This is a genomic window from Tropicibacter alexandrii, assembly GCF_003667315.2.
Lineage (GTDB): Bacteria > Pseudomonadota > Alphaproteobacteria > Rhodobacterales > Rhodobacteraceae > Tropicibacter > Tropicibacter alexandrii.
This window is the reverse complement of record NZ_RCTZ02000014.1, coordinates 21362-35160: the sequence shown is the minus strand read 5'-3', so window position 1 is coordinate 35160 and position 13799 is coordinate 21362. Positions and strand designations below refer to the sequence as shown.

Genomic DNA, 13799 nt, shown 5'->3' with positions numbered 1-13799 from the left:
GGCCGCTTGGCGGCTAGAGTGATGCAGGATCGGACGGGACACAAGAACCCGCCGCGAAAAACCTGAGCAGGACCAATCGAATGTTCCAAAGAGCCTTGGCCGTGGGCCTGATCCTGTGGATGTCGCTCGGCACAGCTTGGGCCGCCGACAAGGGCCCCGTGACCAACCTGCCGCTGCCGCGCTTCGTGTCGTTGAAGGCTGCAGAGGCCAATGTGCGGCGCGGGCCATCGCTGACCCATCGCATCGACTGGGTCTACAAGCGCCGCGACATGCCGCTGGAGGTCGTGGCCGAGCATGGCCATTGGCGACAGGTCCGCGACCGCGACGGCGCGGGCGGCTGGGTACACTATTCGCTGTTGTCCGGGGTGCGCACGGTGCTGGTGTTGCAGGACATGCTGCCGCTTCTGGCGCAGCCCGCCCCGGAGGCCAAGGTGAACGCCCGGCTGGAACTGGGCGTCGTCGCCAATCTCGGCGAGTGCCAGCCGGAATGGTGCTGGCTGAGCGTCAACGGCTACAAGGGCTGGGCGCCCAAGGCGCGGCTATGGGGCGTGAGGCTCGACGAAATCCGCGAGTGACCCCAATGGGCCGCCGGGGCGCCGGGGCATAACCCCGACCCACCCCCGGCAGCCTTGTGTTACGCCGCCTCGTGCAGCAGGATCGCCGCCTCGGAATGCGAGAGGTTGCGGCGGGCATAAGCGCCGTAGCTGTGCGGATTCTCGGCCAGATGCGGCAACTGACCCAGCAGACGCGCACGGTCCTCGTCGGTGATGGTCGACATGGCGGTGTTCGCGGGATGGAAGCTTTCGGTTTCCACGCCGTTCGCGAACAGCACCTCGTGCCGCTCCAGAAGCATGTGCACGTAGGTCACCTCCTTGACCTGCGTATCGCGGATCACCGACGACCCGTTGACGAGGTCGCGCGCCGCGACCAGCACCTCGGGCGTGTTGAACAGCGTCCGCGCCACCACGCCCTTGACCAACATCCGGTGTTCCGGCGAGACCAGCAGCTCCTCGTCCGGCTCGCCGATGCCGAAGGCCCCGGCACGGATGCGGATCGGTCGCAGCTTCGGCAGGGCGAAGAGCCGCGCCCCGGTCATGCGGCGCGATCCGATCCAGCGGATTTCCTGCGCGCCGTTATCCTTGGTCTGGACCATGTCGCCTTCGCGCAGGTCCTCGATCCGCACGGCGCCCCCGGGCGTCAGAATCTGTGTGCCCGGCGTAAAGCAGATCACCCCGGTGCCTTGCTCGGTCGCCACGGATTTGCGGTTCGGGTCGAGGTTGTGATGCACGACCCACAGGTCGCGGCGCTGCGGCGGCAATTCGTCGAGGAACATCAACAGCGGGCGTTGCCCTTCGCCGATGTCGATCAACGTGACCGTGTAGCTTTGTGTCCCATCCGTCACCACGAAACTGGACTCGGCCAATGGGTGGTCGACTTCGACCTCCTCCAACCGTGTCTTGTGTGTGACCGCTGCCCCAACCAGCCGGCGCACCATGCGCGCCGCGCGCCGTCGAATGTCTGCGTCGCCATCAGCCTGTTCCAGCCGGAGAATGGACGAAGGTCCATCCACCCGCACCGGAGTTCCGCGCCAAGACCACGTGGCCCCGACGGTCAGCGAAGACGAGGGTGCGGCCTGAAGACCGTCTATATCCGTCTGCGCCCAGGAGATGACGAACGTGCCGCGATAGCCCGTTCCCATGCCTGTATCTCTGCCCTTGTTATATTTATTAACAACAGATTAACGAATTCAGGTGTGGTGTGAAGTAGCTCTATACCTTCAGGTCAAAAAACATCGTTCAGCCAAAGCGTGTGTGGCATTCGCGCAATAATCGACGGGCGGCGGCTCAGAACTTGAAGTCCAGCCGCACCGAGCCGACCACCTGCCCCTTGGGCTGCGCGGTGTATTCCTCGGACAGGTAGGTGACACCGTAGAAGGCCGCGTTGCGGTCGCCCTGCCAATGCACGCCCGCCCGGACTCGGCTGCGGGTGTCCGTCAGGTCATAGCCGCGATCCGTAGGCAGCAAGGCGCTGCTGTCGACATAGGCGATGTCGCCGCCCAGCACGTAACTGAAGCCCGGCATCAACTGTTTGACCACGCGGTATCGCTGCCCGGTGACGGGATCGCGCACCAGCAATTCGCCCTGCCCGACATTGCCGATGGTCAGGTCGGCCCCGGCGCGGACCAGCGTCTCCAGCCCCCAGCGGGTCTCGACGAAGGGGCGGACGCTGGTGGCGTTGCCAAAGTTGAAGCTGCGCCCGGCCTCGCCGACGAAGGTCGGGTGGATGCCGTTGCCGATCTGGTTGTCGGTCACGCTTTTCGAGGCGCCCTTGGTCCCGAGCAGGTCGTGCAGGGCTACGTGCAAGGCGCTGAGCCCGGTCTGCGGCCCGGTAAAGGCAAGGTCCGCCCCCACGGCGAACTCGAACCCGGCGCGCGCGAAATGGCTGTGAGCACCAAGGCTGAGCACCCCGGCAAAGGGGCGATCCCCGGCCGCGGGCGTGCCCAGCTTGGCCGGCGTCGCGACCTGCGCGTTGATGCGATATTCGATGATGTCAAAGGGACGGTCCGGCAGGAAGCCGGTCCAACCATGTCCCACCACATGCGACCCCGCGACAGACCCGGACTGCCAGCGGTCGGCGGTGTCGCCATAAAGGTCGTTGGTGACAAGGCGGCCATTGCCCAGCGCCTCGCGGCCCTGCGCGAAGGTCTGGGGGGCAAAGGTCATCATGGCCAGAACAGCCAGAGCGAGGACACGAGACATGTGTATCCCTTGGATAAAGCGTGCCCCCCCGGGCAAGCGCAGGGGTATCACGAAAAACGCCGCCCCCGAAAGGGGACGGCGTCGTCAATATCGTGCCTGTGGCGCGTTTGCCCCAATGTTCGGGCCGGTCAGCCCTGGCCAAAGCCCTCGCGGCCGATGCTTTCATAAGCTTCGAAGCCCGCGCGCCGCGCATCCTTGATGGAATAGATGTTGCGCAGGTCGGCCATGCGCGCGGTCGCCATGCTGCCCGCCAGCTTCGACAGGTCCAGCGCGCGGAACTCGTTCCACTCTGTCAGGATCACCAGCAGGTCGGCATCCTTGGCGGCGGTATAGGGGTCGTCTTCCCAATGCACGCCGGGCAGCAGGTGCTCGCCCTCGCGCTTGCCCTGCGGATCGACGGCGCGGACCTTGGCCCCGCCACCGACCAGCGCCGGAACGATGGTCAGCGAGGGCGCGTCGCGCATGTCGTCGGTATTGGGCTTGAAGGTCACGCCCAGCACCGCCACCGTCTTGCCGTTGAAGGAGCCGCCGCACAGGTCGACAAGCTTGTCGATCATCCGGCGCTTGACGTCCTCGTTGACCTTGATGACCGTCTCGACGATGGAGATCGGGCTGGCATGTTCCTGACCAATCCGGGCAAGCGCCTTGGTATCCTTGGGGAAACAGCTGCCGCCATAGCCGGGACCGGCATGCAGGAACTTGTTGCCGATGCGGCCGTCCATGCCCATGCCCTTGGACACGGATTTGACATCCGCGCCGACCTTTTCGCACAGCGCGGCGATCTCGTTGATGAAGGTGATCTTGGTCGCCAGAAACGCGTTCGCGGCGTATTTGATCATCTCGGCGGATTCGAGATCGGTGGTCACGATCGGGAAATCGCGCAGGTAGAGCGGGCGATAGATGTCTTCCATGACCTTCGCGGCGCGGTCCGTCTCGACGCCGACGACGACGCGGTCGGGTTTCATGAAGTCATCGATGGCCGCGCCTTCGCGCAGGAATTCCGGGTTCGAGGCGACGTCGAAATCCAGTTCCGGGTTGGCCTTGGCCACGACATCCTTGACCTGCCGGTTGGTGCCCACCGGCACGGTCGACTTGGTCACGACGACGATGTGGTCCTTGGCGGCCTTGGCGATTTCCTCGGCGGCGGCCATCACATAGGTCAGGTCCGCATGGCCATCGCCGCGCCGGGTTGGCGTGCCCACGGCGATGAACACTGCCTGCGCGCCGTCGATGGCGCTTTGCAGGTCGAGGGTGAAGGACAGGCGCCCCGCCTCGACATTCTTGGCCATCAGCGCGTCGAGCCCCGGTTCGTAAATCGGCACCTCGCCGCGTTCCAGCATTTCGATCTTGCGCGGGTCCTTGTCCACGCAGACGACCTCGTGTCCGAAATCGGAAAAACAAACGCCCGAGACAAGACCCACATAGCCCGTCCCGATCATCGCGATCTTCATGGAAATTGCCCCTTGTCGCAAAATTTGCCTTCTTGTTGCGGTCCGGGCGGCGAATGTCAACGAAGCGGATGCCTGCGCCTGCGGGATATGGCGCATTGGACACCGGCCTGATTGAAGGGTAACAGGCGCCATGATCCTGAACGGTGCCCCCATGACGCAGTCCCCTTCCGACGTTGCCCGCAACGTGCTGACCACCGAAAGCGCCGCACTGACGCGGCTGGCCGATGAGCTGCCCGGCTGCTTCGACGCGGTCGTGGCGCTGCTGCTGGCGGTGAAGGGCCGGGTGATCGTGTCCGGCATGGGCAAATCCGGGCATGTGGCCGCCAAGATCGCGGCGACCTTCGCCTCGACCGGGACGCCCGCGCAGATGGTCCATCCGGGCGAGGCGTCGCATGGCGATCTGGGGATGATCACGCCGGCGGATGCGGTGATCCTGATCTCGAATTCCGGCGAGACTCGCGAACTGGCCGACATGATCGCCCATTGCGCGCGCTTTGCCGTACCCTTGGTCGCGGTGACGAAACGGGCCGGGTCGACCTTGGGCACAGCGGCGGATCACGTCCTGACCCTGCCTGACGCCGCCGAGGCCTGTGCCATCGGCATGGCGCCTACCACCTCCACCACGATGGCGATGGCCTTGGGCGATGCGCTGGCGGTGGCGATGATGCAGACGCGGGGCTTCGGGCGCGAGAACTTCGCCGCCTTCCACCCCGGCGGCACACTTGGCGCGCAGCTGCTGCGCGTGGCCGCCGTGATGCATCGGGGCGCGGAACTGCCCATCGTGACAGAGGACACGCCGATGTCCGAAGTGCTGCTGACCATGTCTCAGAAAGGCTTTGGCGTGGCGGCTCTGGTCGAGGGCGAGACCCTGAAGGGCATCATCACCGACGGCGACTTGCGCCGTAACATGGCCGGGCTGATGGACCGCACCGCCGGTCAGGTCGCCACGCGCGGCCCGCTGACCACCACGCCCGACACCCTGCTGGTCGAGGCACTGGGCGTGATGAACCAAAAGAAACGCACCGTGCTGCTGGTCACCGAAGGTGACAGGTTGACCGGCCTGATCCATATCCATGACGCGCTGCGCGCTGGCGTCGCCTGACCCCCCGGAGGGACCCATGAAAAACGTGATCTTCATCCCTGCCCGCTATGCCTCCTCCCGCTATCCGGGCAAGCCACTGGTCGAGCTGACCGGCGCCACGGGCGAGAAGAAGTCGCTGATCCAGCGCGCATGGGACGCCGCGCAGCAGGTGCAGGGGGCCGATGCGGTGTTCGTGCTGACCGACGATGACCGGATCGCCGAGGCAGCTAGAGGTTTCGGCGCGGAGGTCCTGATGACCTCGTCCAACGCCCGCAACGGCACGGAACGCTGCGCAGAGGGCGTCGCGCAACTGCCCGAGGCGCCCGAGGTGGTGGTGAACCTGCAAGGCGATGCGCCGCTGACGCCCCCGTGGTTCGTCGAGGCGCTGATCGCCGCGATGGCCGACCCTGCGGTGGAGATGGCCACACCCGTCTTGAAATGCGACCATGACACGCTGTCGAACTTCGTCTCCGACCGTCACGCTGGGCGCGTTGGCGGCACGACGGCGGTGATGCGGCGCGATGGCACGGCGATCTACTTCTCGAAAGAGGTGCTTCCTTACGTCGGCAACCTCGATACCCCGCCCGAGGTCTGGCACCATGTGGGCGTCTACGCCTACCGCCCCGACGCCCTGCGCTACTACATGTCGTGGGACGAAGGCCCGATTGAGCGCGCCGAAGGGCTGGAACAGCTGCGCTTTCTCGAAAACGGCGCGCCGGTGACCTGCGTGCCGGTCGAGGCGCGCGGGCGGGTGTTCTGGGAGCTCAACAATCCCGTCGACGTCGCCCGCATCGAGGGCGTGCTCAAGAAGGAAGGCATCGCATGACCACCGTCACGATTCGCGATCTGGAGATCGCCGCCGACAAACCGTTCAAGCTGATCGCAGGCCCCTGCCAGTTGGAAACGCTCGATCATGCGCGCATGCTGGCCGAGCAGATCGCCGCCGCCTGCGAGGCGGTCAACACCGGCTGGATCTTCAAGGGCAGTTTCGACAAGGCGAACCGGTCGTCATTGGAGGGCAAGCGCGGTATCGGCATGGATGAGGGCCTGCGCATCTTGCAGACCATCGGGCAGGAATTCGGCGTTCCCGTCCTGACGGACATCCACGAAACCGCGCAATGTGCCGTCGTGGCCGAAGCGGTCGACGTGCTGCAAATCCCTGCGTTCCTGTGCCGCCAGACGGATCTCTTGCTGGCGGCGGGCGAAACCGGCCGGGCGATCAACGTGAAAAAGGGGCAATTCCTTGCGCCTTGGGACATGGGCAACGTCGCCGACAAGATCGCCAGCACCGGCAATGAGCGGATCATGCTGTGCGAGCGGGGCACGTCTTTTGGGTACAACATGTTGGTCAGCGATTTCCGGTCGCTGCCGATCATGGCCGAGACGGGCTATCCCGTGGTGATGGACGCGACGCATTCGGTGCAGATGCCCGGCGGCCAAGGCAAATCCTCGGGCGGGAAGCGCGAATATGTCGAACCGCTGGCGCGGGCGGCTTTGGCGGTGGGCTGTGCAGCGGTGTTCATGGAGACTCACGAAGACCCCGACAACGCGCCCAGCGACGGGCCGAACATGGTTCCGGTGGGGGGGCTGGCGCGCATCCTGAAAGGTCTGTGCGCCATCGACGCCCTGACCAAGGGCTATTGAAGGTAGGATGGGTGATCACCCATCCTACTTAAGCTCTGCTCCAAGCTTTTCGAGCGTCGCGTCACAAAGCGCCACGGCGCGCTCCCGGCTGCCAGCCTCGGCATAACAGCGAAACTCTGGCGCATTGCCCGACGGGCGCAGATGCAGGATCGCGCCGCTGGCGAAGGTCACACGCAACCCGTCGGTTTCATCCACGGCAATCTCGTCGCCCTGATCGGCAAAGAAGTCGGCGCGCGCGCCTGCGTCCCCGGAAAGCCGTGCGAGGAAGGTTTTCGAAACCTCGGTGTCGATCCCCTGAATCCGGTCGGCGGCGGTGAACCGCGCGGGCAGCGCGTCGATCAGCGCCGACAGGTCCATTCCCGCCTCACGCGCGGCGACCAGCGGCGCAACGATCGGCAAGACGCAATCCCGGGTCATCAGCGGCGGCAGGTCGCCCTTGGGTCCCTCGGCCTCGAATCCCAGCAGGAACCCGCCATTCGCCTCGTAGCCCACGACCTTCGCCGCCTTGTCCTGCGCCAATGCCTCTTCCATCGCGGCGATCACGAAGGGCGATCCGATCCGCGTGCGCAGTACCGTGCCAAATCCCTTGTCCACCTGCGTATTCGAGGAAACCGGCGTGCAGATCACGCCTGCCCCCAGCCGCCGCGCCGTCAGCGCGCCCAGCACGTCACCCGGCACCACGCGGGCCTCGTCATCGACCACCATCGGCCTGTCCGCGTCACCATCGGTCGAGATCAGCACGTCGAGGTCATGCTCGGCCATCCAACCGGCAAACAGGGCGCTGGTCTCGGGGTCGAGCGCCTCGGTATCGACGGGAATGAAGACGTCGGAGCGGGCAATCGCCACAGGCTCTGCCCCCAGCCCCGTCATGATCTCCATCAGCAGGTCGCGGGCCACCGAGGAATGCTGGTAGACGCCCACGCGCAGCCCTTGCAGGGCAGGACCGAAGGCGCCGGTGTACCGGCAGACATAGTCCGCCCCGACATCGCGTCGCTCAAACGCGCCGCGCGGACCGGAGGGGGCCTCACCCCCCAGCGCGCCGAGGATCGCCTGTTCGTCCGCCTTCGAAATCTCGCCGCCGGGCACGTAGAACTTCAACCCGTTGCGATCGGCTGGGATGTGGCTGCCGGTGACCATCACCGCCGCCGCGCCCGCCTCCATAGAGGACAGCGCCAGAGCGGGCGTCGGGGTGACGCCGCAATCCACCGCCATCAACCCGCCCGCCTGCACCTCGTCCAGTACCCACGCCGCGATTTGGTGCGACGAGGGGCGCAGGTCCTGCCCGACATGGACCGCGCTGCCATTCGGACAGGACGCGATGAAGGCGCGCACGTAATCCCGCACCAGATGTTCCGTCAGTTCCGTCACGAGGCCGCGCAGGCCGCTGGTTCCGAATTTGGGGGCCATGATCCGTCTACCATTCATTTGTGCCAATTGACGGTGGTATAGGCGTCGACAGGTCGCGGCGATAGGCCCGAATTTCGCGCGGCGGCCAACAATGCGGCCCAGCCCGCAAGGGGGACGGCCATCGGTTCGCACTCCCCTGCACTTTCCCCTATGATTGCCCGGGAAATGCGCGCACAAGCACGGCCATGACCAATATGACGCATACGCCCAGATCCCGGCTGATGACTTTTCTGGCCCGGTTTTCCGGCTTCACGCTGATCTCGGCCTGTGGCTGGCTGCTGGATTTCACCGTGATGGGCACGCTTGTGCAACTGGGCCTGACCGTCTTCTGGGCGAATATCTGCGGAGCCTTCTGTGGCGTGACCTTCGTCTATGTCGTGGCCGGACTGCGCGTGTTCGAGAAAAGCCGCCCGCAATCGCATGCCACGCTGCTGTCGTTCTACTGGGTCTGGCATGCCTGCGCGATCACCGCATCCTCGGCCCTGATCGGCTGGGGCAGCACGCACCTGATCGAGATCGTGCCGACCACCGCCCTGCGCCCCGAGACCTTTGCCGGGCTGGGGGCCAAGCTGGTGATGACGCCGCTGGCGATCATCGGCAATTTCCTGTTCATGCGATTTCTGCTGGAACCCAAGAAGTACCGCGATCAATCCCGTTGATCGGGTGAGCGTTCGGCGTCAGGATGCAGCAATCGCCGCAACGTGCATGGGTGCATCGTGACCCTGTTGGCTGTCTACACCGTCGCGCTGAGCCTTGGCGCCTTTCTCGCCGTCGCCCTGATCGGCGGGCAGCGCAACGGCCCGCCCATGATCGCGCTTGGCGGGATGGGCCTGTCAGGGGCGTTGATCGTGGCAAGCTGGCTGGTGCCGGTGGTGGTGGTCACGGGCCCGGTCCTGCATTGGGAGACGTTCACGCCGCACGCGCCGCTGGCGCGATGGGTCCATCTGTTGGCGCAGGACATCGGTGCCGCGTCGGCCACCCGCCTGCCGCTGGCCAGCGCCCTGTTCGCGCTGATGACCTGCGGCATCTGCCTCGTCTTCCTGAGGCAGATGTCCAAGGCGGGCTTGGCGGTGGTGATGATCCTCGCGGTGGCCATCGTCGTTTCGCCACGCATGCCCGGCAGCGATGCTGCAAGCTGGTCGGATATCGAGAGCCGCTGGGCGCTTGGCCTGTCGGTGCCGCTGATCGCGGCGCTGTGCCTGCCGCAAGGCGACCGGGGCGCAATTGCCGCCTTGCTGCTGGGGCTGGGGCTTGCCGGTCTTGCCTTGCTCGATCCGGGATATGCGACCGGCGTGCTGGCGGTGATGGTCATCGCGCTGTTGGTCGGCCGGATCAGCCTGTGGCAGGCAATGCTTGCGCTGACGGGGCTGACCACCGGCCTCGTGCTGCAAGACAGCATGTCCGGGCCGGTGCTGCCATGGCTGATGACCGCCGGGAGCGAGCCGAACCTGCACCTGCTGCCGCGTGTCGCGGGCTGGTTCGGCGTGAGCGTGCTGTTGTCGCTGGCGATGACGGGGGCGCGCGAGAAAGGTGCGGACTGGGCGTCTTGGACGCTGCTGCTGGCCTTGGGGGCGCTTGCGGTGGTCAAAGACCTTGTCGGGCTGGTGGCGCTGATGCCGCTGCTCGTGGCCGAGGCGTCGGGGATGCTGCGCAGCGCAACGAAGCCCGCCTTGGCGCCGGGCCTGTGGGCCGGGCTTTCGGGGCTTGCGCTGGTCGCGGGGCTGGCGGGGGCCGCGCGGGATATGGCGTCGGTGCTGGCCCAGCACCTGCTGGCCTCCGAGGTGGCCCCCGTCGCCGCGCTTGCGCAGACACCGCTGCGCGACCTCGCGGTTGTTCCGGGAACGCCCGCCGCACAGCAAGTCGCCCGTATGAAAGAGGCTTACGAGGCGCTCGATACGCTTGGCGCGAGCCTGCCGCAAACCGCGCGGATCGAGGTCATGGGGGAAGCCAGCCCCTTTGGCCTGTTGTTCGGCAAGCCCGACCGGGGCAGGGTGACCTTCGTCGTCGTTCCATTGAGCCAGACAGAGGCCAGCCGGGCCGAGCTTTTGGCCGCTGGCTACGGTCAGGTGACGGACCTCGACCACTGGACCATCTGGGCGCGTTAGGCGCGGGCGATGAGCCCCCGCGCCACCCAGTCGTCGAACACCGCCAGCACCGCATCGGTGAAAGCGGCATCGTTGATATGCGCGTCCAGTTCGATCACCGGTAGGTCCGCCTTGTGGCTGCGGATTTCGTCGACGAAGGCCGCAAGCCCCTGCGCATCGTGCAAGGGCGCACCAGGGCGGTCCCATTCGTTGCAGCCCTGCAACGGCAGGAACACGGTGACAGGCCCCTTGGCTGCGCTCAGTCGGGCGCAGATCTCGCGCGCCATCTCGCGGCGCTGGTCCGGGGACATGGCCACCGAGGACAGCAGGCGGTTATGGGCGTGGATTTCCTGCCCCCTGACCTTCTCGGGCACCTCCTGCCAGCCGACGAAATCGACCAGATCGTAGCAGCCGGGGGCCACCAGTTGCGGCACCCCCGCGCGCCCTGCATGGGTCATGCGGTCAGCCCCGGCGGTGATCGTGCTGCCCATCAGGTGGTTGCCCAGTTCCTGCGGGGCAAAGTCCATCACGGCGGCAAAGGCACCCTGCGCCGCAAGGCTTTCGAAGGCCCGCCCTCCCATGCCGGTGGCGTGGAAGACGGCAACCTCAAAGCCCCGCGCCTCCAGCTCTGGTTTCAGCGCCACCATGTAGCGCAGCACGGTCTTGCCGAAGCTGGTCATGCCGATCAACGGCCTGTCGCGTTTCGGCGGCTCGACCGCCCGGGCGGCGCCAAGGACGGCACCGGCGGCTTGGCTCAGGGACGCCTTGCAGACCGAGTTCAGCCCGTACAGCCCCCCGGCCCAGAGGATCATCTGCACATCGGCGGGCAGGCGTTCCGCCGGGATCAAGGGGGAGAAGCTGACCGTCGAGACGATGTATTTCGGCACGCCCAAAGGCAGCGCGCAGCACACGTCCAGCGCCAGATCGGTGCCCATCGTGCCACCCAGCACCAAAACGCCGTCGATGCGACCCGCGCCATGCAGACGGGCCGCCATCAAGGCCGCCCCCTTGGCCATGATCTGCATGGCAAGGTTTTCATCCTCGCCCGCGATGGCCTCGGCAATCGTGTGGCCACCTGCCTCGGCGACCTCGTGTTTCGAGATGTCGGTCGGGGCCGAGGGATCGCCCAGCACGCTGACATCCATCGTCAGCACGGCCCCACCCTGCCTGCGGATGACCTGCGCCAGATAGGTCAGTTCATCGTCCTTGGTGTCATAGGTGCCGACGATCAGGATGGTGCGGTCGGGCATCTGTTACCTCGTCTGGCTGTCATGCATGTCGTGATCGTGTTCCGCGTCGGGGATGTTGCGGCGCCGTTCGCGCAGCACACCCCAGACATGGGCAACCAGCAGCAGCACGATAGCCACGCCCAGCAGCGCCGCAATGGGCCGGTCAAAGAAATCCAACGGGGTTTTCACCCGCGCCATGCCAGAGCGCAGCTTGGTCTCCATGATCCCGCCCAGAACCATGCCAAGGATGATCGGCACGATGGGCAGGTTCTGCCGTTTCAGCACCAACCCCAGCAGGCCAAAGCCTGCGGCCAGCGCACAATCGGTCATCGAGTTGCGCAGGGAGTAGACGCCGACAAACCCCAGCGTGACGATGGTCATGCCAAGGAAGCGGGTCGGGATGCGGATGATCTTCATCAGCAGGTTCGAGGACAACCCGACAAAGATCACTACGATCACGTTCAGCAGGATCATCGCGATATACAGCGCATAGACGAAGTCCATCTGGGTCTGGAACAGAGCCGGACCGGGGACGACGTTATGGACGTAAAAGACGGAGAGCATCATCGCGGTCAGCGCCTCGCCCGGGATGCCCAGTGCCAGCAGCGGGATCATCGCGGCAGCGGGCACGGCGTTGTTGGCGGATTCGCTGGCCACCAGCCCTTCGCTGCTGCCATTGCCGAATTGCTCGGGCGTTTTGGAGGTCTTTTGCGCGTAGGTGTAGGTCAGGAACTGGGCGGTGAACTCGCCCACGCCGGGGATCATGCCCATCAGCACGCCAAAGCCCGACCCGGCCCCGGCGATGCGTTTGTGCCGAAAGACACCGGCCATGGCGCGGAACATGTTGCCTTGGACGCGTTGCCCTTGGGGGGCACCGTCGGGCTGGCTGAGCAAGAGGAAGCCTTGGGACAGGGCGAACAGGCCCAGCACGACGACAATCAGGTTGATCCCCGAGGACAGGAAGGTCAGGCCGAAGGTGAAGCGTTGCGTATACTGGATCGGCTCCAGCCCGACGGTGCCGAGGAAGATGCCGAAACAGGCCAGTGATCCTGCGGCAAAGGTCTGGCCCCTGTGGGCAAGGATCACCAGCACGATCCCCAGCAGGGCGGCGAGAAAGATCTCGCGCGAGCCGAACATCGGCGCGACCTTCGCCAAGACGGGCGAGAGGAAGATCAGCGCGCAGATCGACAGAATGCCACCGATGAAACTGGCACCATAGGCAAGGCCCAGCGCCTTCAGCGCCTCGCCCCGCTGGGTCATGGGATAGCCATCATAGGTGGTCAGCGCGTTGACGGCGGTGCCGGGGGTGTTGATGAGGATCGCGGGGAGCGATCCGCCATACATCGACGACCCGTAGATGCCCAGCAGCATGGTCAGGCCGACGATCGGCTCCATGGAGAAAGTCGCAGGCAGCAGGATGGCGATGGCCACGGCCGCGCCGACGCCCGGGATCGCGCCGATGATGACGCCGCCCAGCGACCCGATCAGCAGCGCGAACAGCACCGCCGGTGTCATCAACATGTGAAAGCCAGCGATCAGATCGGCCATCAGAGGTAGCTCATCATGAAGGTGCGGAACGGGCCGGAGGGCAGCCATTCATAGATGGCACCCGCAGGGATGCGCACTTGAAGGAAGCCCTTGAAGATCACGACCACCGCGATGGCAAAGACGCTTGCCACCAGCATCCAGCGCCAGCCGCGATAGCCCAATCGCAGGGTCAGCGCGATGCAGAAGACGAGGGTTGCGGGCAGGTAGCCGAGATAGGGCACGAGCCAGACATAGGCCATGAACCAGCCCGCATATTCCACCGCCCTCAGCCATTCCAGCACCTCGGCCATGCGGCCCGGAATGCGGTCGGAGACGATGGCCCCCAACAGGTGCAAGGCGGAGAAGACGACCATCCCGATCACTGCGATGCCCGGCCACAGCGCCGGTTGGGCGACCGTCTTCGCCCGGTCCATCCATTGCGCCTGCCCCGGCAGGTTCACCAGCAGGAACAGCGCAAACAGCAGCGACAAGAGCGCGATGAAGAAGTCGCCGGGCCTCCGGTAGCGTTTGAACAGGTCCTGAAAGGTCTTCATCGTCCCTCGCGGTCCGGGGGTCGTGCCCCGGGCGCAGACCCGGGGCCTCTGGGTGGATCAAGG

Annotated in this window: 13 protein-coding genes; 6 read left to right on the top strand and 7 right to left on the bottom strand. The window is 65.7% G+C overall.

All coding sequences use genetic code 11. From position 1 onward, the window contains the following. The first annotated feature begins 80 nt into the window (after window positions 1-80). The gene (locus D8Z78_RS16835; protein ID WP_121633020.1) at window positions 81-575 is read left to right on the top strand and encodes an SH3 domain-containing protein; all 495 of its coding nucleotides are present in this window, start codon (window positions 81-83) and stop codon (window positions 573-575) included. 59 nt (window positions 576-634) lie between these two features. Here D8Z78_RS16835 and D8Z78_RS16830 read toward each other — a convergent pair whose 3' ends face one another. From D8Z78_RS16830 to D8Z78_RS16820, 3 genes are all read right to left on the bottom strand, one after another. Then, window positions 635-1699, bottom strand: coding sequence for a Hint domain-containing protein (locus D8Z78_RS16830; RefSeq protein WP_121633018.1), 1065 nt, complete (start codon window positions 1697-1699; stop codon window positions 635-637). 145 nt (window positions 1700-1844) lie between these two features. After that, window positions 1845-2759 carry a lipid A-modifier LpxR family protein gene (locus tag D8Z78_RS16825; RefSeq protein WP_121633016.1) on the bottom strand — a complete coding sequence of 305 codons (915 nt, stop codon included), beginning with the start codon at window positions 2757-2759 and terminating at the stop codon, window positions 1845-1847. A gap of 128 nt (window positions 2760-2887) precedes the next feature. Further along, window positions 2888-4210, bottom strand: a complete 1323-nt coding sequence (locus D8Z78_RS16820) for a UDP-glucose dehydrogenase family protein (protein ID WP_121633015.1) — start codon at window positions 4208-4210, stop codon at window positions 2888-2890. A 151-nt stretch (window positions 4211-4361) separates the two neighbouring features. On the opposite strand from D8Z78_RS16820, the gene D8Z78_RS16815 reads away from it, so the two are divergent. Genes D8Z78_RS16815 through kdsA form a run of 3 tightly spaced genes read left to right on the top strand, consistent with a single transcriptional unit; the run spans window position 4362 to window position 6935 of the window. Continuing rightward, complete coding sequence (locus D8Z78_RS16815) at window positions 4362-5312, top strand: KpsF/GutQ family sugar-phosphate isomerase (protein WP_121633058.1); 951 nt, start codon at window positions 4362-4364, stop codon at window positions 5310-5312. A gap of 16 nt (window positions 5313-5328) precedes the next feature. Then, the gene (locus D8Z78_RS16810; protein ID WP_121633056.1) at window positions 5329-6117 is read left to right on the top strand and encodes a 3-deoxy-manno-octulosonate cytidylyltransferase; all 789 of its coding nucleotides are present in this window, start codon (window positions 5329-5331) and stop codon (window positions 6115-6117) included. Next, window positions 6114-6935, top strand: a complete 822-nt coding sequence (gene kdsA, locus D8Z78_RS16805) for a 3-deoxy-8-phosphooctulonate synthase (protein WP_121633013.1) — start codon at window positions 6114-6116, stop codon at window positions 6933-6935. Before D8Z78_RS16810 ends, kdsA begins: the two co-directional genes overlap by 4 nt. Window positions 6936-6959: 24 nt before the next feature. Here the strand turns inward: kdsA and D8Z78_RS16800 are convergent, their stop codons facing one another. Next, window positions 6960-8342, bottom strand: a complete 1383-nt coding sequence (locus D8Z78_RS16800; RefSeq protein WP_121633011.1) for a phosphomannomutase — start codon at window positions 8340-8342, stop codon at window positions 6960-6962. Between the two features lie 221 nt (window positions 8343-8563). On the opposite strand from D8Z78_RS16800, the gene D8Z78_RS16795 reads away from it, so the two are divergent. After that, window positions 8564-9001 (top strand): GtrA family protein, encoded by a 438-nt coding sequence (locus D8Z78_RS16795; protein WP_164932993.1) that lies wholly within the window; start codon window positions 8564-8566, stop codon window positions 8999-9001. A 57-nt stretch (window positions 9002-9058) separates the two neighbouring features. Then, on the top strand, window positions 9059-10447 hold the full coding sequence (locus D8Z78_RS16790) for a hypothetical protein (RefSeq protein ID WP_128910835.1): 1389 nt from the start codon (window positions 9059-9061) through the stop codon (window positions 10445-10447). On the opposite strand, the gene D8Z78_RS16785 is transcribed toward D8Z78_RS16790, so the two are convergent. Genes D8Z78_RS16785 through D8Z78_RS16775 form a run of 3 tightly spaced genes read right to left on the bottom strand, consistent with a single transcriptional unit; the run spans window position 10444 to window position 13736 of the window. Then, the gene (locus D8Z78_RS16785; protein ID WP_121633006.1) at window positions 10444-11676 is read right to left on the bottom strand and encodes a Tm-1-like ATP-binding domain-containing protein; all 1233 of its coding nucleotides are present in this window, start codon (window positions 11674-11676) and stop codon (window positions 10444-10446) included. The two genes, D8Z78_RS16790 and D8Z78_RS16785, sit on opposite strands and share 4 nt — an antisense overlap. Window positions 11677-11679: 3 nt before the next feature. Then, a complete protein-coding gene (locus D8Z78_RS16780; RefSeq protein ID WP_121633004.1) occupies window positions 11680-13203 on the bottom strand; it encodes a tripartite tricarboxylate transporter permease in 1524 nt (507 codons plus the stop codon). Next, window positions 13203-13736, bottom strand: a complete 534-nt coding sequence (locus tag D8Z78_RS16775; RefSeq protein WP_121633002.1) for a tripartite tricarboxylate transporter TctB family protein — start codon at window positions 13734-13736, stop codon at window positions 13203-13205. The genes D8Z78_RS16780 and D8Z78_RS16775 overlap by 1 nt, the downstream gene beginning before the upstream one ends. Window positions 13737-13799: the final 63 nt, after the last annotated feature.

Bases quoted from the DNA above. Each gene is read 5' to 3' on its own strand.
- D8Z78_RS16785 (WP_121633006.1), bottom strand. From the start codon at position 11,676: ATGCCCGACCGCACCATCCTGATCGTCGGCACCTATGACACCAAGGAC.
- D8Z78_RS16825 (WP_121633016.1), bottom strand. From the start codon at position 2,759: ATGTCTCGTGTCCTCGCTCTGGCTGTTCTGGCCATGATGACCTTTGCC.
- kdsA (WP_121633013.1), top strand. From the start codon at position 6,114: ATGACCACCGTCACGATTCGCGATCTGGAGATCGCCGCCGACAAACCG.
- D8Z78_RS16815 (WP_121633058.1), top strand. From the start codon at position 4,362: ATGACGCAGTCCCCTTCCGACGTTGCCCGCAACGTGCTGACCACCGAA.
- D8Z78_RS16820 (WP_121633015.1), bottom strand. From the start codon at position 4,210: ATGAAGATCGCGATGATCGGGACGGGCTATGTGGGTCTTGTCTCGGGC.
- D8Z78_RS16775 (WP_121633002.1), bottom strand. From the start codon at position 13,736: ATGAAGACCTTTCAGGACCTGTTCAAACGCTACCGGAGGCCCGGCGAC.
- D8Z78_RS16830 (WP_121633018.1), bottom strand. From the start codon at position 1,699: ATGGGAACGGGCTATCGCGGCACGTTCGTCATCTCCTGGGCGCAGACG.
- D8Z78_RS16795 (WP_164932993.1), top strand. From the start codon at position 8,564: ATGACTTTTCTGGCCCGGTTTTCCGGCTTCACGCTGATCTCGGCCTGT.
- D8Z78_RS16780 (WP_121633004.1), bottom strand. From the start codon at position 13,203: ATGGCCGATCTGATCGCTGGCTTTCACATGTTGATGACACCGGCGGTG.
- D8Z78_RS16800 (WP_121633011.1), bottom strand. From the start codon at position 8,342: ATGGCCCCCAAATTCGGAACCAGCGGCCTGCGCGGCCTCGTGACGGAA.
- D8Z78_RS16810 (WP_121633056.1), top strand. From the start codon at position 5,329: ATGAAAAACGTGATCTTCATCCCTGCCCGCTATGCCTCCTCCCGCTAT.
- D8Z78_RS16835 (WP_121633020.1), top strand. From the start codon at position 81: ATGTTCCAAAGAGCCTTGGCCGTGGGCCTGATCCTGTGGATGTCGCTC.